The following is a 17,514-nucleotide window of genomic DNA, read 5'->3' as shown; positions in this document are numbered from 1 at the left end:
CTTCATAGCGTGATTGCTGCCTGGTCGCGCTGTGTACCGGTGGCGACCGGGGCGGTTCGGGACCATCGGGTGGGCGCGTCGCGGTCCAGTCCGGGTGGATCGCCGTCGCCGACTTTCGGGGTGTCCAGCTTTTCGAGGATCCCGATCGCGGCGTTTCGGACCCGCTCGGCGGTCGAGGCGACGACCTCGACCGGTGTCCTCCCGGGGACACTTGATGCCCAGGTCGAGACGTAGGGCACGGTGTAGGCGGACGTGTCGAGGCCGTGGGCGGCGCCGACCATCAACGCGACCGACTCCGCTTCGACCTCGGCGATCCCGCGATGCAGTGTTGCGTCCGCGACGACCTCGTCGGTGACCTCGGGGGTGCGCCCGCTCTCGCGGGGCTCGTGTAGCAGTAGGTGACCGAGTTCGTGGGCGAGCGTCTTGACCTGTGCTGCGTCGTCCATGTCCATCCGGATGGAGACCTCGTGGGTGAGGAAGTCGGTGAGTCCGTTGGCTCCTCCGATCGCGTCCGCGGTCGAGACGAGTCGGAGCTCGAACCCGTGGGCGGTGATCTGGTCGGCGAGCCCGTCCCACAGCCCGGCGGGTGCCTGGCCTTGCAGGACGTGGGGACGCGGGCGGTCGGGGAGAGGGGCGCCGGCGGTCTGGGAGACGTCCCACACGTGGATGGGTTTGAGGCCGACGAGCTTCGACTTTACGCTCTCTCCGGAGGCGGGCTTTTCGCCGCGCGCGAGGCGGTGCCACGAGCTTGGATCGGATGGTGTTCGGGAGGCGAATCGTGCGGTGAGGGGCGCGAGGATGCCGTACCCGTGCTGGCCCTTCTCGACGTGACGGCCGAGCGAGAGCCACTGATGGAAGCCGGCGACGTAGGTCGGACTGGGTTCGGGAACGCGGCCGGCTTGGTGGGCGGCGTAGTGCTGGGCGTAGATCAGCATCGTGTTGTTGAAGCTGCGTGAGCGGAACTGCGCAGCGAACGTCAGGGCCCGCGTCCAGTCCTCGCTTGTGACGAGTGCAGCGACGGAGTCCGTGAGCTGCTGCTGGAGTGCCTCGAGCTTGGCTTCGCGCGAGGCGTGCGCACGGGTCGAGGTGTTCATGACGACGGCCCTCCGTCGCGTTCGGAGCTGCTCCGGCCGGTCATGCGGCCGGTGGTGTCGAACAGCTCGAGCTCGGCGGGGTGCAGCTGGTGCTGGACGACGAACGAGCGGTGCTTGATCCGCCACAGGCCCTGGCCGGTGCCGAGGGTGGGGATCAGGGACTGTTCGGTGCCGGTGAGGCCGAGTGCGGCCGAGGTTGCGCCGAGCTGGTCGGACTCTTGGCGGTAGACGATTCGGGTCTCGGCGTTCGCGAGGAGTGAGGAGGCGAGGGCACGCATCGCGGACCCGTGGTCGCCGACGTTGTCGAGGTCGGTGAGCTTGTGGAAGATCAGCATGTTGGCGATGCCGTAGTGCCGGGCGAGCCGCCAGTGGGCGTCCATGCGCCGCAGCAGCGCGGGGTGGGACATCAGTCGCCAGGCTTCGTCGTAGACCACCCAGCGTTGGCCGCCGGTGGGGTCGAGAAGGGCTGACTCCATCCAGGCCGAGGCGCAGGTCATCAGGACCGAGATCAGGGTTGCGTTCTCGGTGACGCGCGACAGGTCGAGGGAGATCATTGGCAACGTTGGGTCGAAGGTGACGGTCGAGGGTCCGTCGAACAGCCCGGCGAGGTCTCCGGCGACGAGGCGCCGTAGCGCGTGCCCGACGAGGCGTCCGTCCTCGGCGAGCCGCCCGTCGTGGTTGTCGCCGCGGTCGGGGGAGAGGATGCGGTCGACCACCATCGGCAGAACGGGAACGTCCGCGGTGCGGACGGTGTGGTCGATGGCGATGTCGACGGCTGTGTGCTCAAGGGGGGTGAGGCGCCGGTCGAGGACGGTCTCGGCCAGCGCGCCGACCAGGTCGCGTCGCCGTGAGGCGATCTGGCTGGCCCACTGGGCGTCGTCGAGCCCGGTGGGGCGGTGTCCCTCATCGAGGGGATTGAGCCGGTTCGCCATCCCGTGGCCCAGGGCGATGGCGCGGCCGCCGACTGCTTCGGCGACCGCGGTGTGCTCGCCCTTGGGGTCGCCGGGCACGTAGACCCGGCGCCCGAACGGGATCGATCGGGCGTAGAGGCTCTTGGCGAGGCAGGACTTCCCGGAGCCGACGATGCCAGCGAGGACGACGTTGGGTGCGGTGATGACGCCTCGGGCGTAGAGGATCCAGGGGTCGTAGACGAACGAGCTTCCGGAGTAGAGGTCCTGGCCAACGAAGACACCCTCGCTGCCCAGCCCGCCCTCGGCGAGGAACGGGTAGGCGCCGGCCAGGGTGGCGGAGGTGTCCTGATGGCGCGGCAGCCGCAACCGTCCGGGTGTGCGGAGCGTTGCCGGACCCGGCTCGCCGCCACTGGGCAACGTCACGGTCGACCGCTTCTCAGCCGCGAGTCCGACCGATTTGCGGCGAGCCTGGGCACGGCGAGCGTCGCGATCCTCCGCCATCCGCGCCCGGGCGGCAGCCTTGCGGAGCTTGCGGTCCCGGCGTCGTTCGCGGTTCGGGGAGACCAGGACTGTTGCGTGCAGCCGCTTCTCGCCCCTGTCGGCGTCTCGGGTGGTCACCGTGACATCTCGTGATCGTGGATCGGACCCGTGCGCTCGGAGGGCACCCCGTGAGCGGGGTTTACCGGTGGGTGGTCGTAGGCGATCGTGGCTTCGATCTCGTGTGCTCGGTCGACCGCTGCGGCGACCTGATGGGTCATCTCGGCTGCGCGGTGCAGCTCCCACGAGACCCGGTAGGAGGAGGCACAGTCGGCCCGTGAGTCACTGTTGATCCAGGCGCGGCGGATCGCTGGGCGATCGTGGGTGTCGCCGAGCTGGTGCAGGGTCTGTGTCAGTGAGGCGAGGGCGGAGCTGATCGATCCGAGGACCTGACAGATCGCGGTCGGGTCGTCGACCGAGCGGGTCGCGTGGGCCAGGCCTCGGATCGCCTCGCGAACTTCGGTGGCGTCAGCTACGGGATCGTGGAAGGTCGGCATCATTGGCTCCTGGAATGCAGGGACGAGGCCGGAAGGGGACTCGTGAAACAGGTGCGTCGTCTCTGCCTGCGGTCGCGTCGTTTGCGAGATCGACCGCGCCACAGAGCGGGGTCACAGGGCGCGGCAGAGTGGCAACGCTGCCGTCGCGAACGCCTGGGCTTGCTGGCCCCACAGTCGGCGGGTCTCGCACGAGGCTTGGATCGCTGCCTGCTCGACGGCCGCAACGGCACGCTCGAGCTCGTCGGGGTCGCTTGCGCTGACCACGACCAGCCCCGTCGTCCGTAAGACGCCGTGACCGGCGGTCAGGTCGGCTTCTTGCTGGAGCACGTCGTGGAACTCGGCGGTCTGTTGGGCGTCCTCGATCTGACCGATCTTGTGACGTTGGGCGGCATCCGAGATGTATTCGGTCTTCTTCTTGCGGATGTCGCGTGCGGCCCGGTCGGTGCGCATCGGGGTGTAGAGGAGGGTGAAGGTGCGCCGGATTCCCGATGACAGCAGGAGCGGAGCGAGAAAGCCGGGGAAGACGAGCGATCTCGGCCACTCGCTGATCCAGAGCACGCAGTGGTGTGCCGAGTCGCTGCGCAGGCTGTCCCAGGACTCGCTCACCGCGACCGGCCCGGCGGTCGCCAGGTCGCGGCCGAGGTCGCCGTGGCGCTCCAGTGCACCGGCGACGGCCGGGTCGTAGGCCGCGCGGAGAATCAGCGCAAGGTCGCCGGGGGTCAGCCAGTCCGACGGGGTCAGGTCGGCTGAGCGTAGTGCGGCCGTGGTTGTCGACATCTCTTGGCGCAGCACGGCGGCCGCGCCGCGGTTGCCGCCCCCGGCCGCGCGGATCGCGCGTCGCGCGGCTTTGAGGTCCAGCGAGATCGAGATCGTGCTGGCGTGGCGCTCCCCAGCGGGTCCAGCACGCTCGATGAGCTCCTCATACGTCGTCGCAGCCCACCCGCCTGGGATTCGATCCTGGGTCCCGGCGCGGCTCGCCGTGGGGCGGCCGTGTTGAGCCCACCAGTCAGCAAGTCCCTTGCCCGAGTCGGGAAGGGTTCGTTCGGTGACCTGCAGCGAGGCCAGCCGTCCGGAGCGACAGGCCGTAGCCAGGACCCGGCCCCAGCCGACGACCTTGCGCTCCTGTTCGGCGGGGTCGAGCAGCACGAACGCTGGGTGGGAGACTCCGACGACCGCGGTGAGGGTCGCTGCATGCGGGTCGTGGACCATCACGGCGCCCGTGTCTGGATCAACCCACTGCCGCAACCTCGCGGCATCGCCCGGAAGGGCCAGGCTCCCTGCGGGTCGAGGCTTGAGGATGCGTCGGCGGAACTGGAGCTGGCCGCCGGCCGAGCGCCACACCCAGCGAGCGGCGATCGGGCCCCACTCGATGAGCCTGCGTCCCCCGAGACTGAGGAACGCGAGCGCTGCGCACGTCGCGGTGGCTGGTAGAGCGACCAAGACGACGCCGGCGTACAGGCCGAACAAGAGGCAGGCGGCGCCGATGCTCGCCACCAGCAGTTGCGAGCCGGAGAGCCCGAGGATCACGCCGCGGCGGCTGAGTCGGGAGAACTTCACCGGCGTCACCTGTTCCTGGGACGTCGAGCTGGAGCTCATCGGCGATCAGCCCCAGATCGGGGTCCCGCGAGTTCGGGCTCCGCGACCCTCGGAGGTGTCGTGGCCGGCTCGGACGGGCGACTTGCCTCGCTGTGCCCACTGGCTTGGGCAGCGACGAAGTTCCCCAGGCGAGGCCCTGCGGCCGCTGACTCCTTGGCCACCACTGCGGCTGCGGCGACCGGTCCCGCCGCAGCGGCGGCACCGCCTGCGGCCCCGCCGGCCGCGGCGCCGCCACCGCTAGCAGCACTGCCACCCGACCCAGCACCCGCCGACCCAGCACCCGAGCCGCCGACTGTCGGGCCTCCGGGGGAGGACGCAGCCGAGGCTGGGGCTCCGCCTCCGGGTGCGCCCGCGCCGAGCACCTTGGTCGGTGCGGCGGATCCGGCACGATGACTGAGCGGAATTGGCATCGGCCGGTTGAGGGAGCTCTTGGCCTCCTGCTCGGCCGACATCGCGTGGTACATGTCGAAGCCCATGAAGGCGATGGCTTTGTAGGTCAGGTACGGCGCGAACCCGGCCATCAGCATCAGCACCACGCCGGCGATCGGTTGACTGGCCGACTCCAGGTCCGCGTCGATGGGAGCGGCGACCTGGGCGGTCGCCAGGAGGAAGATCACGACCAGGACGACTTTGGACAGGATCATCGCGACCACGAATGTCGCCCACCGGCTGACCCAGGAGCGGGTGTGGTCCCAGCTGGACCCGGCCAGGGCGATCGGCGCGAACACGATCGCGATTAACAGCAGGGCCTTGCGGATCAACAGGCTCATCCATACGACGATCGCGCCGATGATGGCCAGGCTCGAGAGGAAGATCGTCACGATCGCACCCGCGCCGGGTGCGGTGAGACTGATGGCGCCTAGGCCTGCGGCGAGGACGGCGAGCTTGTCGCCCATCTCGTCCATGTTGGTGCCGGCGGCGTTGACGATGCCGACGCAGAGCTGGTCGGTGACCTCGAGTGCGGTGCCGACGAGTGCGAGTGCGACGAAGGAGCCGAGGATCGACTTCGCGAGTCCGAGCGCGGCCCGCGGAAGTGCGGCCGGCTCGCGGCGGATCATGGCACCGATGACTTGCAGCATGAAGAAGCCGAGCATCACGAAGACGGCGATGCCGAACATGATGCTGTAGACGCCTCGGTACTGCTTGCTGGTCACGTCGACGAACGTTGTGGTGTCGATGACCGTCCAGACGGCGGCGAACATCCATTGCGCGGCGCCGGCCATCGATTGGGCGAGCCAGTCGAAGGGGGCGGTGACCACGGCACCTGCGGCGTCGCCGGCCTCGTTGCAGACCTGATGGATGACCGGTACGTCGCACACAGCCATGACGGGCCGCCTCAGACCTGCTGGCCTACGTGCCAGAAGAAGTTCACCAGCGTGACCGAAGCGCCGCAGACGATGGCCGAGCCCAGGGCTACCAGGACGCCGGTCTTGCCTCGCCCGGCCAGGTGCGGGTTCGAGGAGTTGGCGCCGAGTGCCCAGACGACGGCCGAAATGATTAGGGCGAGTACGGCGAGGATCAGGCCTATGGTCATCGAGGCGCCCACGACGCTGCGGAGCTGCTGGATCCCCGGCAAGCCGTTGGAGTTCGGACTGATGTTGATGTCGAACGGGAGCAGGAGTGCCGTTGCGGACAGATTCATGGTGGCTCCAGAAGTCATGGTCGGACGTCGAAACGGTGTTTGCGTCTCAGAGGTGTGCGCCGAGGCCCAGCAGCCAGTTCGCCCACGGCAGCGCGGACCCGGTGAGGACGGCCCCGCCGATCGCCACCAAGCAGCCGGCCCTCGCCTTCTGGGCGACGTGCCAGGAACCGGATCCCGACGCGATCGCCCAGGTCGCGGCCGACACGACGAGCATCAGGACCGCGACGACCAGGCCGTAGGTCAGCAGGGCACCGACGATGACGCGCAGCTGGCCGGACCCGCCGACAGCACCGAAGTTCGGACCGACCGCACTCGCGGCGCTAGGAAGGTTGCGCATACAGCCCAGGTGCGACTCGTCCGCCAGCGACGTACCGGTTCAGCCGAGACGTCGGATCGTCATCATCTGGCCCGCGAACTCGCCGATCGTGCCGTAGCGGACGACGTCGCCGGTGTGTGGGGCCTGCAGAATCCGGTCGCCGCCGACGTAGATGGCGACGTGGTGCGGCCCGCCGGCTCCGGGGTAGCTGAAGAAGATCAGGTCGCCGGGCCGCTTCTCACTCCAGCCGACGGCCAGGCCGGCGTGGATCTGCGAGCCGCTGTAGTGGGGCAGCCGGATCCGCCCATCGGAAGCCCGGTAGGCGGCATAGAGCACAAGGCCCGAGCAGTCGAAGCCCCCACCTGTGGCGCCGTTGAAATCGCCGCCGCCCCACACGTACGGGGTGCCGATCTTCGCAGCGGCCGCTGCCATGAGAGCGCCCGGAAAGCCAGGTGGAAGTCCGCCAGGGACGCTGCCAGTCTGATCTTCGGCAAGTTGCGCACAGTCGAAGCCCCTGTTCCCTCGACTGAGGGTTCCGCTGACGACGCCGGCGCCGCTCAGCACGGCCAGTACCTTCTCGGCGACGGGCCGGTTGATGGCGTACCGGTCCGGATAGGCGGAGACCTGCACCGCTTGGGCCGCAGCCCCAGGGTCCATGTCCTGCCAGCCGTCGATGTCCAGGAGCCCACGTGGCGAGCCGTGGTTGGGGCCGCTCGGTCCACCGTAGAAGGCACGCGCTGACCACACGGGGTCCATCAGGTTCTCGACACTGCCCCACCCCGCGGCGGGTCGTTGTTGGAACATCCCGACGGAGTCGTGATCCCCACCGTCACCGTCGTTGGGCAGCTGAGCCGACTGAGGGTAGGCGCCGATGTTCGAGAGAACCCGGAGCGAGGACTCGGTGATCGCGGTCATGACCGCGATCAGCTGGCCACGGGCGGGAACCTGCTCGCTGCTGCCAACCGCGATGACTGTCGCGGCACGGGTGAGCTGGCGATGGTTGAGCGTGACGGACGCGCCGTTGCCGTTGGCCGCCGTGAGGGCAGCCGGGACCGCGCCGACGACCTCGACGCTTTCCGTTGCCAGGTCGTCCCACAGACAGTCAGCGGATCCGGCCGCTGCGGGTCCGACCAGCGCCGCGACCCCGAGCATGGCCGCCCCGGGTGCGAGCAGGACCGACAGCGCCGCAGACGCGATGATCTTCACCCCCACCGAAGGGTCACCTCAACGGGTTGTCGAGCTCAGAGAGGCGCAGGACGTGGCAGCGGTCGAACGACGGTGCGCAGGCAACGAAAACCGTGAAGGAGACCGGGGACGATGTCTCGGCCGCGGTTCCGTCCCAGGTCCCGCTGCGACGGCGGGTGCCGTTGATGGTCACCGCGGTGGTCCCGGGTCGCAGCTGCCCGCGGGCCTGCTCGTCGGCGACCGCCCATGACGCGGGGATGGATGCCTCGTCGATCGCCAGGGACTGCGCCACCTCCATCGCCCCCAGGTCAAGCCACTGCTCGAGGGTCGGCAGATAGGTCGCGACGTCGATGAGCAACCCGGGTGTCTCCTCACCGGACGGGTCGGCGTCGGCCAGGACGGGTGCTGTGTAGTCGACCGGGAGGAACCCCGTGGTCGTGTCCCAGTCAAAGAGCGAGCTCGCGACCGCCCGGGCGTACGTCACCGGATCGCCGGTATGGGGCAGTGGCCGGTCCTGAGGGTCCACGTGCGCGTCGACTGGTTGATCGTGGATCTTCACCGCCTCTGCATCGTGAACCGGGCCTGACGTTCTCGCCGGTAATGGACTCGCCCCGCCGGGTCCTCGCGCTAACCCGTAGAGACCGGCAGCGAGGGCGGACAGCGCGAGCGCGCCCGCGAGGAGCAGCAGGAGCTGGCGGCCGGTGAACGGGTGGGTGGTCAGGTGGGACATCGCGAGGACTCCGAATGACGATGGGTCGGGATGACCTTGAGGTGCGCGACCTATCCCGTCTGGTCCGCCGTTCGGGCGTCGCGCCGCGCGGCGGTGAGCTGGTCGCGGAACGCGATGGTGGCGGTCACGACGCGGTCGAACCGCTCCCAGTCCGCGTCGGCGAGCTCGATGGCGAGAGCGTCGACGTCGTACGTCTCGGTCCACCCGTCGAGCTCGGTCCAGGTCAGGATGAACGACCGGACGCTGCGGTAGTGGCTGGTCGGGCGTTGGTTGCGACCGAGCTCGGTCCGCTTAGGCCCGGCGCTGCCGCTCTCACCCTTGACGCGCTCGAGGGCCTCACGTGCCAGCCGAGCGAGCCCAGTCTCGGCCTCACGGTCCTGGACCTCGTCCCACGCGTCCTTGACCTCGCGGTGCAGCGGCTTCACCGGCTCGCCGGCCTCGATCCTGCGCAACGCGTCGTTAGCCATGGCCCGGATCTCGGGAGGGGTGGCCTTGCGCGAGGCCCAGTCCATGAGCGCACAGACCCGTTCATGTGTGTCGTAGGACGCCTTGCCGGTGATCGCCATCGCCGCCTGGCGACGGGCCTTGCCCGTTTCGCCCGGTGGTGCGTCCGACGCACCACCGGAGGCTCCGCCGTATGACTCGGCTCCGAACTGAGTGGCCTGCTTGCGTCGCTCGGCCTCCTCGGCGCGCACCTGCTTGAGCTCGCGGTAGAGCGTGGCCTTCTCGATCTCGTTGAGTGGCTTGTGCAGGTCGTTGTCATCCTGCTGGGCGAGCAGGGACTCGAGCCTGCCGGAGATGCCGGAGCGAACCCACACGTTCATCGAGCGCCACCCGAGCCGCCGCACAGCCTCCAAGCGGCGCCACCCACACACGAGGACACCGTCAGGGGTGATCGTCGCGGGTTGCAGCAGGCCGAGTTGATCAATGGAGGCCATGAGGTCGGTGAGGTCGCCAGGGTCCTTGCGATACCGCGTCCCGACGACGATCGAGTCGATCGTTCGGTCGAGCTCGATCCGACCTCGCGTGTCGAGCCGGGACTCGGGCTGGGTTTCATGCATCGACTGCGCCTCTCCTGGACGGCGCGGCGTCGCTGATCTCGAAGACGAGCAGGTCGTCGTCAAGGAGCTCGGTGACGTGATGCCCGATAAGCAGCCTCAGCAAGACGCCGTGTCCGTCAGAGGTGTAGACCTCGTCGGGGTTCGGGTTGCCCAAGATGATGCGCAACATCGTTGACCACACCGCTTGGTCGAGGTCGAGCAACGCTCGGGCGGAATGGTCGCGACGGAGCGCGGCGTGCGCCCGGGGGCGAGAGCCGGATTCCATCAGCCGTGCCCCGATGTAGTCGAGCAGGCAGGTGGCTGTATCTCGGGGCCAGCCCAGGGCGGCGAACAGGTTGATGGTCGCATCGACGGCCTCGTGGGCGGTGGTCGGTCGACCCTGCTCGGAGATGACCGGCTCGACCGGTCCGACGGCCAGCTCTGGGAGGAAGCTGGGAAGGTCGGAGTCGGTGTCGCAGAACCGTTGCACGTCGTGCTGGGAGGAGAACTCGGGGCGCCGGGCCTGGTCGACCGAGCACATGAGTCCGGCGGCGCGCTCCTCGGCGATCAGGGAGACCTTGACCGCCATGGTGACTACCGCCCACGGGTCCGTCGCGGTGCGGACGGCGTAGGTGCGCATTGCCTCGAACGCCGCAGCGGCACCTGCAGTCGGGTCGCAGCGGTGCTTACGCGCGAGTGCCTGGTACTTGAGGGTGGTGTAGGCCATGAGCTCGCGCGCCTCTGGATCGTGCTCCCACGCTCGCGGGCCGCAGACGCGCAGGCGGATCAACAGGCGGCGCAGACCCTCGGAGGTCTCGAATGAACGGCTCATAGCAATGGTCCTTCCTCGTGGGCAACCGGCGGCGTCGGTAGCGGGGTCGATGGCGGGGCTGACGGTGGGACTGATGGTGATTGCGCAATCGCTCGCGTGGAGTGCGTCAGGAGACGGGGGAGTGCCCTGGCACTTCTGGTTGGACCGCGCCGCGCCCGCCGGATCAGATCGGCCTGCAGATCGATCCCGCGCCCGAGGACCGGCGCGGCGTAGGCGGCCATCTCGGTCGGCCTGACCCAGGTGACTCCCGCGACCCCGGGTGACCGCGCGCCCGTGGTCGGCGCGAGGGACGGGTCGCGGCGCTCGGCCAGGTACCTGGCTGCTGCTTCGACGTCCTGGGCGGAGTCGACGGGCAAACCTGGTGTGAGTGGTCGCTGGCCGTGTGGAGGGAGGTGGCGTCGGTACTCGACATCGGTGTTCACAGCTGCGCCGCCTCACTCGACCGGATGCTCGAAGCGGTAGGGCCAAGGCGGCTCCCACTGCGAGCGGCCGGGCTGAGCCGGGAGGCGATCCGGAAGGCCGAGCCAATCGTCGACTCGATCTCCTGATCAGGAAGCCCGGCATGCTGAGCTGCCGGGATCAGGTGCGCCCGCGCGCTTTGCAGTGTCTGGTCGCGGTCCTCGGCCATGCGGCATGAGGCCCAGAACAGCGCCCGGTTACGACCCCCTTCGGGAGCCAGAGCGACCACGCGTGCCAGCGCCTCGGGCCGACAGCCGGCCGTCGGGAGGCCCGAAGTCACGCCCGGCGACGCGGCCAGGGAAGAGCGGCGAGGAGGCTCGAGGAACCCTCGCAGTCCGGTCGCGTCGAGCGGCACGGGATGCCTGGGTGCGGTCGCGATCACCTCGTACACCGTCGGCGCACCGTCCACGGTGATCAGTGAGGGTGGAGCGATGATGTAGCCGCCGTCGCCCCGAAAGTCGACGTGGGCCGAGGGAACCTGCCAGGAGCGCTGCACCAGGGCGGGCGCGCTTGGGTAGTAGGCGTGGATTCCGCCGGAGGGTGTGCGAACCATCCACCCCCAACCCTCCGCGAGCCCCCGAGCTCGAGCGCGCTCGAACGGAGCGAACCCGCTGCCGCCGTGATGAACATCGACATCGACCACGACCACGCCGGCACCTGCACCGGTCGGCAGACCGATGTTCGCTAGGGGGGTGCGCTGCCACCAGCCGTGGACGACGCGGGCCGACGATGTGGCGTCGTGGAACCCGTTCGGAGTCAACGGCTGCTTGCCGCCCGGCACGCACGGGAAGATCGGGATCCCGAGATTCGCGTAGCGGATCGCGGCAGCCGCCAGGGTCGGCTCGGCGGCCACCCGCTGCATCGTCGAGGGGGTCCACTCGGGAATCGGGTTCTCTGGATCGAGCATGCGTCAGACACTGACGTGTGGGTGTTACCAGAATTCGGTAACAAGCAGGGGGAACGTTGGGGGGAACGCTGGGGGGAACGTTGCGTTTTCCCAGGTCAGAGGGCGTTCCCCCTAAAGTTCAGCCGAGGGCTTGCCTGGCTCCGCGTAAACCCCTCCCGGGAGCTCTCCGAGCATTGAGCACTCGCCGGTTGGCGTGGTTCAGTGCATTCCGGGCTGGGTTCTCCCCCTCACCCGACGGCTCGGTCCTTGTCGGGAGCGTGGGTCAGCCCGTTGGCGTCCTCGTAGTCCCACAGTGCCCATTCGTAGCCGGCGATGAAGGCAGTGCGGTCACTGTCGGCGTCGCGATGCACGGCGAGCCAGTGGTGGCCAGCTGCGGATGAGCCGGTCCGCAGGGCCAGGGTCCGACCTTCGTCGTACCCGGCCATGTACTGCCGCTCCCCGGGTGTCAGCTTGGGTGTCGATCCCATGACCGTAGTCGAACACATGTTCGAGCGTGGGGCAAGATGAGCTCGTGTCCTCGAATCCGCCGAAGCGCGACGCGTGGCCGCAGCCCGGTCGCTGGCGGCATTGCTGGGTGCGATTCGGGCCGGGCAACTACCCGCCGCCCGCGCCGGGGTTGATCCTCGACTGGCAGCGTGACGGAGCACGCTGGCATGCCTGGGTCATCTGGCTGGACAACCCGCCTGCGCGACTCGATCCAGCAGGCGTGGTTGCCTGCGTCGGTGCTTCGCCCGGCCAAGAGCGACATCAACGTCTGGAACAACGGCCCATGGCGCTAACGGCCCGCCTCGCGTGCGGTGTTGCCGAGGGCGGGGCCCCACCTTCGGGGCGCCGGCCGGTCAGCCGGTTCGGCGGGGGCGGGTTTCGCGGCTGGTCCAGTGCTTATGTCCGAGGACCTGGCTGCTGCGGGCCGGGATGTCGATGGGCGGCATGTGGTCGTCGCGCCGGTCGAGGATCTTCTGGTCGAGATCTGCATCGGCCTGGTCGTTGTCGCCGTGCGCCTTCTCAGTCGCGATGATGTCGAGTTGGGCGACCTCGTCGTAGGGCGAGGCGCGGTAGGCGATCTGGGCCGCCCATAGCGCCAGCTCGGGATCCTCGTTGGCGAGCGCATGGGTGGTGACGATGTGGCCGACGTCGACGATGGCGGCGCTCATGACGTGGTCCCACCGGTCGCCGTCGAGCAGCCAGTTCCAGTGGTCCTCGCGCAGGTGCGTGAACGGCTCACCGGTGACCAGGCGCAATGCGGAGACCAGGTCGTTGATGCCCGGTGCGCCGCGGCTCTGTCCGCGCGCGCGGAGACGGCGAAACAGGTCGAGGTCGGACAGGACGCCATGGACCCGGTAGACGGCCGCGGTGTCGGCGCCGGCGACAGGGCCCGTCGCGGGCCCCGTCTGGGGCGTGGCCCTGGGCAGGTAGGGGTCGCCGGTACGGGGATCGTTGCCTAGCCAGCGGCGCAGCTGGCTCATGTCGACTCGGACCCGGTCGGGCTTGAGACCGAAGGCGTCGGCGATCTCGGCGGCGGTGGCCCCGCGTGGATGGAGTGCGAGGTAGGCCAGTAGCTCGACGTAGAACGGTCGGCGATGGGCTGTCGTCTTCGCGTCCCCGGTGGTGCGGGCGCCCACGGGGCCAAGGAGGGTCAGCTTGGCCGACGCGATGGTGGGGGACTCCCATCGGGCCAGATCCTCGTCGAGGTCCGGGTCCACGGCCTCCACTGCGGCCTTGGCCTGTGGGGTCGCCCGTGGTGCGAGGACTTCGACGTCCTCGATCGTGGTCGCTGCGGCGTCGGCGTACACGTGCGCTTCGAGCGGGAGCAGGGACCTCTCGTCGGCAGGGCCCTCATGGTGTTCGTCGCGGGGCCGGGTCAGATCCTTGAGTAGCGCACCACCCAGATCGCAGACTGCCTCGACGCCGACTAGTGCCCCGGGGACCTGTGCCGGCTCTGAGGTCGATGTTGGGACGGGGATCATGGACTGGTCGAGTGTGAGGTCCAGCAGCAGCGCGCAGGCTCGCGCCTCGTCCTCACTCAAACCGGCGGCGATGACCTCCACGCCGAGACGCGCCTCGCACAGCAGTCCGTCGGCGGTGACCTCCAGGTGAGCACCGTCGGGTCGCGGGTTGGCGGCTAGCTCGATGAGCGCCGCGGAGGAGCGGCCCGGGATGGACTGGATCGCCCGGGCGAGCTGGTCGAGATCGGCGGCTGGTCCATCCGTGTCCGCGATGATCGCGACGGAGAAGTCATCGGGGTCGGATGGTGCGGTGATCGCGGCCAGGCCGCGCGTGAGGTCGCCGATGAACGCGGTGTCTCCGACGGGGTGGGTGCGGACGCGGCCGAGGTTGAACGACGCCAGGTCGGCTCCGAAGCCGAGGAGATCGACGGTGGTGACGCTCGCCCACGGGTTGACTGCGATCTCCGCGGCGATGTGGCGTGCGAGAGCCTGCGTCCTGTCGAGATCGCCGGAGACCGTGATGGTCCGCAGCTCCTCGAGGTTGAGGAACACGAACTCCCCGTCCGTGTCCTGCCCGATGCTCACCAGGAGCGGGTACGGCGGGAAGGAGTCGGACGGTGGCTCGGGAACGTCGACGATCCTGATCTGCCATTCGGTGCCGGCGCCGCTCCACGGCTCCGGCAGCTCGGCCGGCTCTCGCAGGATCAAGCAGATCGCACCGTCGCCGATCGTCGCGACCAGCAGGTGAAGGTGACCCGGAAGCAGGCGCAGCGCCGTGTCGAGTGCGTCGACGCGCGGTGCGATCACCGAAGCGGTTGCGCAGGCGGTCCTCTCGGCAGGGATCAGCTCCGGCGGCGGCGGTGCGACGATCGTGCCGGGCCGTCGGTGGCGTAGCTGGGTGCGCCGCTGCGCGCGCAACACCAGCCACAGAGCACCGCCGAGGACCGACCCCGCGCCGGCCAGTCCTGGGAGCATCCAGGACGGCGGGGCGATGTCGTGGCTGGGTGGGGTGTCCTCGATCGACGTCAGATGTTGGGACGCCTGGGCGTCGGACTCGTCCGCGGAGCTGGTGTGTCCGGGAGTGCCGGCGGTCGGCGGATCGGCGGGCAAGGTCTCGCGCGGCGCGGTCTCGGGCGGCGTCTCGGGTGACGTGGCGTCGGTGTGCGGTCCAGGGACGAATGGCGGCCGCGGGGCGCGCTGCGGTGCATTGCCATGCCGTGGCTGGGGATGCTCGTCTGACCCGACGCGGGATTCGGGGCGGTCGGGGATTGTCAGCGTCCAACCTGTGTAGATCAGATCCGGATCGGTCAGACGGCGGCCATCAGGCTGGACGGTGTCGCGCGAGGCTTCGAAGATCGTCGGGTAGGCGCCGGGTTCACCGAGCTCGGCCGCGGCGATCTGCGTGAGCGTGTCGCCCGGCCTGACGACGTACGCGTGCGAGGTCTCGACTTTGGCCGAAGGATCTGTGGGTGGAGGCTCGGTCGTCGGGACCCTGAGCGAGGTGCCTGGGATCAAGAAGTCGGGGCGGTCGCCGAGAACGGTCCGGTTGAGCTCGACGAGCTCGACGTAGCGGGCGCCGTCGCCGAGCCGGTCCTCCGCGATCCGCCACAGGCTGTCACCCCGCTTGACGGTGTACGACTCGATGCGCGGAGTCGGGCTCGCAGGCAGCATGTGCGCGGAGCTCTGCTGAGCGTTGAGGGTCGGGGAAGCCGTAGCGGAGGTCGGGGTGTGCGCTGCTTGCGGCAGCCCTACTGCTGCCCCGATTGCTGATGCTGTCGTTGGCTGTGGTGCTCGCCCTGCCGTCTGGGTCGGGGAGGCGTCGGCATGTGGGGTCGGCAGGAGCGCGGTGGTGGCCGGCACGGCCACGAAGAGGAGTGCGGCGGCCGCGACGAGACGGTCGGCGGCCAGCTGAGGGAAGACGAGTCCGGGTAGCCGTGGTGCACGGATTCCTCGGATCTGGGAGAGGATCGCTGCGACAAGCTGACAGGTGAAGATCGCCCAGGCCGCCCAGCAGACATAGGTCAGGACTTGCAGTGCCAGGGTTCCGTCGTCGGGGGCGGTGAGTCGCGACCAGGAGAACGCGGACGGATCTGGAACGGACGCGATCGTCAGCAGCAGGACGGGAACGCCAGCCACGAAGGCGACCAGGGAGACGGTGGCCGCGAGTCCTAGCAACCGCGAATCTCGGTGGGGAATGCGGCGGGGACGACGGCTGGGTTGGTGGGTAGGGATGGTCATCGCTCGCTACCTCCGAGGGTGCGAATGAGCTGGGCCGTTGCCGTGCCCGTGACGGCGAGATGGTTGATCCCGATCAGTCCGAGGAACTGCGGGTCGTAGGTGTCGCGGACAGTCACCCGGAGGGTGTTGCCGCCAGTGATGGTCACGGTCCCGCTCGCCCCGGCAGCGTCGAGGTAGCGCTGGGCGGCCGCTCTCGCTGCTGCGGGATTGATGCTCAACGCGTGACCTTGGACAGCGGTGCTGCTGTCGACCTCTTCGCCGCCGGCGCGGGCCGCTTGAGCGGCGACGTCGTGGGCCCGCTCGTGAGTGTGGACCTGTCCTCCGAGATCGACGGCCAGGCCGACCAGGAAGATCATCGCGAAGCTCGCCAGCGCCATCCAGACCGTGATGGAGCCGCGTTCATCGCGTCCGGCCTCGCCTGTTCGCCCGGTGCGGGTTGTGGTCATGGTGTCTCCCGCCAGGTGTCGATGGGGCTCGACATGGTGGCGTGCATGATGCGGGAGCCCGGGACTCCCGGTACGGCGAGATCCGCGAGCGCCAGACGACACGAGACGGTGACTTCGACCGTCCCGGGCACGCCGGGGGGCTTGGTGAAGTCGCCTGTGTCGACCCTGACCTTGACGTCCGCGCAGCCGAGGTTCTGGTTGGTGACGCTGGCGACCGCGGCCTGGCGTGCCTGGTCCTGGGCGTCCTGTGCGTCGCGGGCGATCGAGGCGGATCGCGCGCCTTCGGCAGCAGCGGACTGCAGGGCCTCATGAGTGCTGGCCGTCCGGCCGCCGAGGATGATCAGGCCAATGAAGAGGCCGAACGCCGGGACGCCGATGACTGCTTCGATCGCTGCGGACCCGCGCTCGTCTCGCTGCCTCACGGGTTCCATCCCGGGTCCCATCCAAGGGCGGCGCGTCGATGGGCGTCTCATGGGGATCTCGCGGCGGTGGGAGCGGTCAGTCGCTCGACCGGGGCGGTCGCGCTTTGGGTGATCCGGACGTGCCAACCGGGGATCACGCTGAGGCTGAACCCGCTGACGGTGACGGTGGCCTGGGTCGCGGTGCGGTTGGCGGTCGATGAGGTCGAGGTGAGGACGTCGTGACCACCGGCCTCGACGATGAAGTCGTTGGCGGCTTGGACTCCATCGGACTCGTGGCCGTGCTCGGCGCCGGCCGCTCGGGCACCTTCTTGGGCGGCGGCGATGGCGACCGTGCGGGCGTGGTAGAACAGCGCCGCTTGCATGCCTACGAACAGGACCGCGAACAGCGCAGGCAGGAGGATGACGAGCTGGATCGAGGCCGATCCCCGCTCGTCTCGCTCCCTGCTCATTGGGGAGCGGCTACTTGATCTTGCCGGACTGTGCCTGGACGTAGGCCGTGACCGCGGCGACGACGATGCCGACGATGGCGATCACCGCGACTGCCCACAGCACGTACTCGGTAGTGACCGAACCACGCTCGTCACGCCGAGTCGAGCGCCTTTCGTCGTCGATGGCGAGCGTTGCCAGTTGCAGCAGGACCAGGACCTTCAACTCCAGGTTCAACATGGGATTCCTCCTGATGGTTTCCGTTCTGGATGGGTGCGATCGAGTAGAGG

General features: G+C 69.2%; 18 protein-coding genes. All 18 read right to left on the bottom strand.

Annotated features, from left to right (window positions below; genetic code table 11):
- Positions 1-2: 2 nt before the first annotated feature.
- The gene (locus ABEA34_RS07755) at positions 3-1,094 is read right to left on the bottom strand and encodes an ArdC-like ssDNA-binding domain-containing protein (RefSeq protein ID WP_345520669.1); all 1,092 of its coding nucleotides are present in this window, start codon (positions 1,092-1,094) and stop codon (positions 3-5) included.
- Positions 1,091-2,623: an ATP-binding protein gene (locus ABEA34_RS07750; RefSeq protein WP_425576864.1), complete on the bottom strand. Its 1,533-nt coding sequence runs from the start codon at positions 2,621-2,623 to the stop codon at positions 1,091-1,093. Before ABEA34_RS07750 ends, ABEA34_RS07755 begins: the two co-directional genes overlap by 4 nt.
- Positions 2,620-3,039: a hypothetical protein gene (locus ABEA34_RS07745; RefSeq protein ID WP_345520668.1), complete on the bottom strand. Its 420-nt coding sequence runs from the start codon at positions 3,037-3,039 to the stop codon at positions 2,620-2,622. The genes ABEA34_RS07750 and ABEA34_RS07745 overlap by 4 nt, the downstream gene beginning before the upstream one ends.
- A gap of 111 nt (positions 3,040-3,150) precedes the next feature.
- Positions 3,151-4,635, bottom strand: coding sequence for an SCO6880 family protein (locus tag ABEA34_RS07740; RefSeq protein ID WP_345520667.1), 1,485 nt, complete (start codon positions 4,633-4,635; stop codon positions 3,151-3,153).
- Complete coding sequence (locus ABEA34_RS07735; RefSeq protein ID WP_345520666.1) at positions 4,632-5,894, bottom strand: conjugal transfer protein TrbL; 1,263 nt, start codon at positions 5,892-5,894, stop codon at positions 4,632-4,634. Before ABEA34_RS07735 ends, ABEA34_RS07740 begins: the two co-directional genes overlap by 4 nt.
- Positions 5,895-5,971: 77 nt before the next feature.
- Entirely contained in the window at positions 5,972-6,277 is a 306-nt protein-coding gene (locus tag ABEA34_RS07730) for a DUF6112 family protein (protein WP_345520665.1), read from the bottom strand.
- Positions 6,278-6,323: 46 nt separating this feature from the next.
- The gene (locus ABEA34_RS07725) at positions 6,324-6,614 is read right to left on the bottom strand and encodes a DUF6112 family protein (protein ID WP_345520664.1); all 291 of its coding nucleotides are present in this window, start codon (positions 6,612-6,614) and stop codon (positions 6,324-6,326) included.
- Positions 6,615-6,653: 39 nt separating this feature from the next.
- Complete coding sequence (locus ABEA34_RS07720; RefSeq protein WP_345520663.1) at positions 6,654-7,799, bottom strand: C40 family peptidase; 1,146 nt, start codon at positions 7,797-7,799, stop codon at positions 6,654-6,656.
- Positions 7,800-7,812: 13 nt separating this feature from the next.
- Positions 7,813-8,262, bottom strand: coding sequence for a hypothetical protein (locus ABEA34_RS07715; protein WP_345520662.1), 450 nt, complete (start codon positions 8,260-8,262; stop codon positions 7,813-7,815).
- Positions 8,263-8,558: 296 nt separating this feature from the next.
- The gene (locus ABEA34_RS07710) at positions 8,559-9,569 is read right to left on the bottom strand and encodes a ParB N-terminal domain-containing protein (RefSeq protein WP_345520661.1); all 1,011 of its coding nucleotides are present in this window, start codon (positions 9,567-9,569) and stop codon (positions 8,559-8,561) included.
- The gene (locus ABEA34_RS07705) at positions 9,562-10,380 is read right to left on the bottom strand and encodes a serine/arginine repetitive matrix protein 2 (RefSeq protein ID WP_345520660.1); all 819 of its coding nucleotides are present in this window, start codon (positions 10,378-10,380) and stop codon (positions 9,562-9,564) included. The genes ABEA34_RS07710 and ABEA34_RS07705 overlap by 8 nt, the downstream gene beginning before the upstream one ends.
- A gap of 418 nt (positions 10,381-10,798) precedes the next feature.
- Positions 10,799-11,746, bottom strand: coding sequence for a bifunctional DNA primase/polymerase (locus tag ABEA34_RS07700; protein ID WP_345520659.1), 948 nt, complete (start codon positions 11,744-11,746; stop codon positions 10,799-10,801).
- 227 nt (positions 11,747-11,973) lie between these two features.
- Positions 11,974-12,213, bottom strand: coding sequence for a hypothetical protein (locus tag ABEA34_RS07695; RefSeq protein ID WP_345520658.1), 240 nt, complete (start codon positions 12,211-12,213; stop codon positions 11,974-11,976).
- Positions 12,214-12,585: 372 nt separating this feature from the next.
- Positions 12,586-15,930 carry a LysM peptidoglycan-binding domain-containing protein gene (locus ABEA34_RS07690; RefSeq protein ID WP_345520657.1) on the bottom strand — a complete coding sequence of 1,115 codons (3,345 nt, stop codon included), beginning with the start codon at positions 15,928-15,930 and terminating at the stop codon, positions 12,586-12,588.
- Positions 15,927-16,376, bottom strand: coding sequence for a TadE/TadG family type IV pilus assembly protein (locus tag ABEA34_RS07685; RefSeq protein ID WP_345520656.1), 450 nt, complete (start codon positions 16,374-16,376; stop codon positions 15,927-15,929). Before ABEA34_RS07685 ends, ABEA34_RS07690 begins: the two co-directional genes overlap by 4 nt.
- Positions 16,373-16,807 carry a TadE/TadG family type IV pilus assembly protein gene (locus ABEA34_RS07680; protein ID WP_425576863.1) on the bottom strand — a complete coding sequence of 145 codons (435 nt, stop codon included), beginning with the start codon at positions 16,805-16,807 and terminating at the stop codon, positions 16,373-16,375. The genes ABEA34_RS07685 and ABEA34_RS07680 overlap by 4 nt, the downstream gene beginning before the upstream one ends.
- 38 nt (positions 16,808-16,845) lie before the next feature.
- The gene (locus ABEA34_RS07675) at positions 16,846-17,247 is read right to left on the bottom strand and encodes a TadE/TadG family type IV pilus assembly protein (RefSeq protein WP_345520654.1); all 402 of its coding nucleotides are present in this window, start codon (positions 17,245-17,247) and stop codon (positions 16,846-16,848) included.
- 10 nt (positions 17,248-17,257) lie between these two features.
- Positions 17,258-17,464: a hypothetical protein gene (locus tag ABEA34_RS07670; RefSeq protein ID WP_345520653.1), complete on the bottom strand. Its 207-nt coding sequence runs from the start codon at positions 17,462-17,464 to the stop codon at positions 17,258-17,260.
- Positions 17,465-17,514: the final 50 nt, after the last annotated feature.

The organism is Nocardioides conyzicola (assembly GCF_039543825.1).
GTDB classification, from domain to species: domain Bacteria; phylum Actinomycetota; class Actinomycetes; order Propionibacteriales; family Nocardioidaceae; genus Nocardioides; species Nocardioides conyzicola.
The sequence above is the reverse complement of the archived record's forward strand: the minus strand, read 5'-3'. Positions and strand labels throughout refer to the sequence as shown.

Excerpts from the sequence above, each read along its gene's own strand:
- ABEA34_RS07710 (WP_345520661.1), bottom strand. The coding sequence starts at position 9,569 with ATGCATGAAACCCAGCCCGAGTCCCGGCTCGACACGCGAGGTCGGATC.
- ABEA34_RS07725 (WP_345520664.1), bottom strand. The coding sequence starts at position 6,614 with ATGCGCAACCTTCCTAGCGCCGCGAGTGCGGTCGGTCCGAACTTCGGT.
- ABEA34_RS07730 (WP_345520665.1), bottom strand. The coding sequence starts at position 6,277 with ATGAATCTGTCCGCAACGGCACTCCTGCTCCCGTTCGACATCAACATC.
- ABEA34_RS07745 (WP_345520668.1), bottom strand. The coding sequence starts at position 3,039 with ATGCCGACCTTCCACGATCCCGTAGCTGACGCCACCGAAGTTCGCGAG.
- ABEA34_RS07690 (WP_345520657.1), bottom strand. The coding sequence starts at position 15,930 with ATGACCATCCCTACCCACCAACCCAGCCGTCGTCCCCGCCGCATTCCC.
- ABEA34_RS07685 (WP_345520656.1), bottom strand. The coding sequence starts at position 16,376 with ATGACCACAACCCGCACCGGGCGAACAGGCGAGGCCGGACGCGATGAA.
- ABEA34_RS07670 (WP_345520653.1), bottom strand. The coding sequence starts at position 17,464 with ATGTTGAACCTGGAGTTGAAGGTCCTGGTCCTGCTGCAACTGGCAACG.
- ABEA34_RS07680 (WP_425576863.1), bottom strand. The coding sequence starts at position 16,807 with ATGGAACCCGTGAGGCAGCGAGACGAGCGCGGGTCCGCAGCGATCGAA.
- ABEA34_RS07755 (WP_345520669.1), bottom strand. The coding sequence starts at position 1,094 with ATGAACACCTCGACCCGTGCGCACGCCTCGCGCGAAGCCAAGCTCGAG.
- ABEA34_RS07700 (WP_345520659.1), bottom strand. The coding sequence starts at position 11,746 with ATGCTCGATCCAGAGAACCCGATTCCCGAGTGGACCCCCTCGACGATG.
- ABEA34_RS07695 (WP_345520658.1), bottom strand. The coding sequence starts at position 12,213 with ATGGGATCGACACCCAAGCTGACACCCGGGGAGCGGCAGTACATGGCC.
- ABEA34_RS07705 (WP_345520660.1), bottom strand. The coding sequence starts at position 10,380 with ATGAGCCGTTCATTCGAGACCTCCGAGGGTCTGCGCCGCCTGTTGATC.
- ABEA34_RS07740 (WP_345520667.1), bottom strand. The coding sequence starts at position 4,635 with ATGAGCTCCAGCTCGACGTCCCAGGAACAGGTGACGCCGGTGAAGTTC.
- ABEA34_RS07675 (WP_345520654.1), bottom strand. The coding sequence starts at position 17,247 with ATGAGCAGGGAGCGAGACGAGCGGGGATCGGCCTCGATCCAGCTCGTC.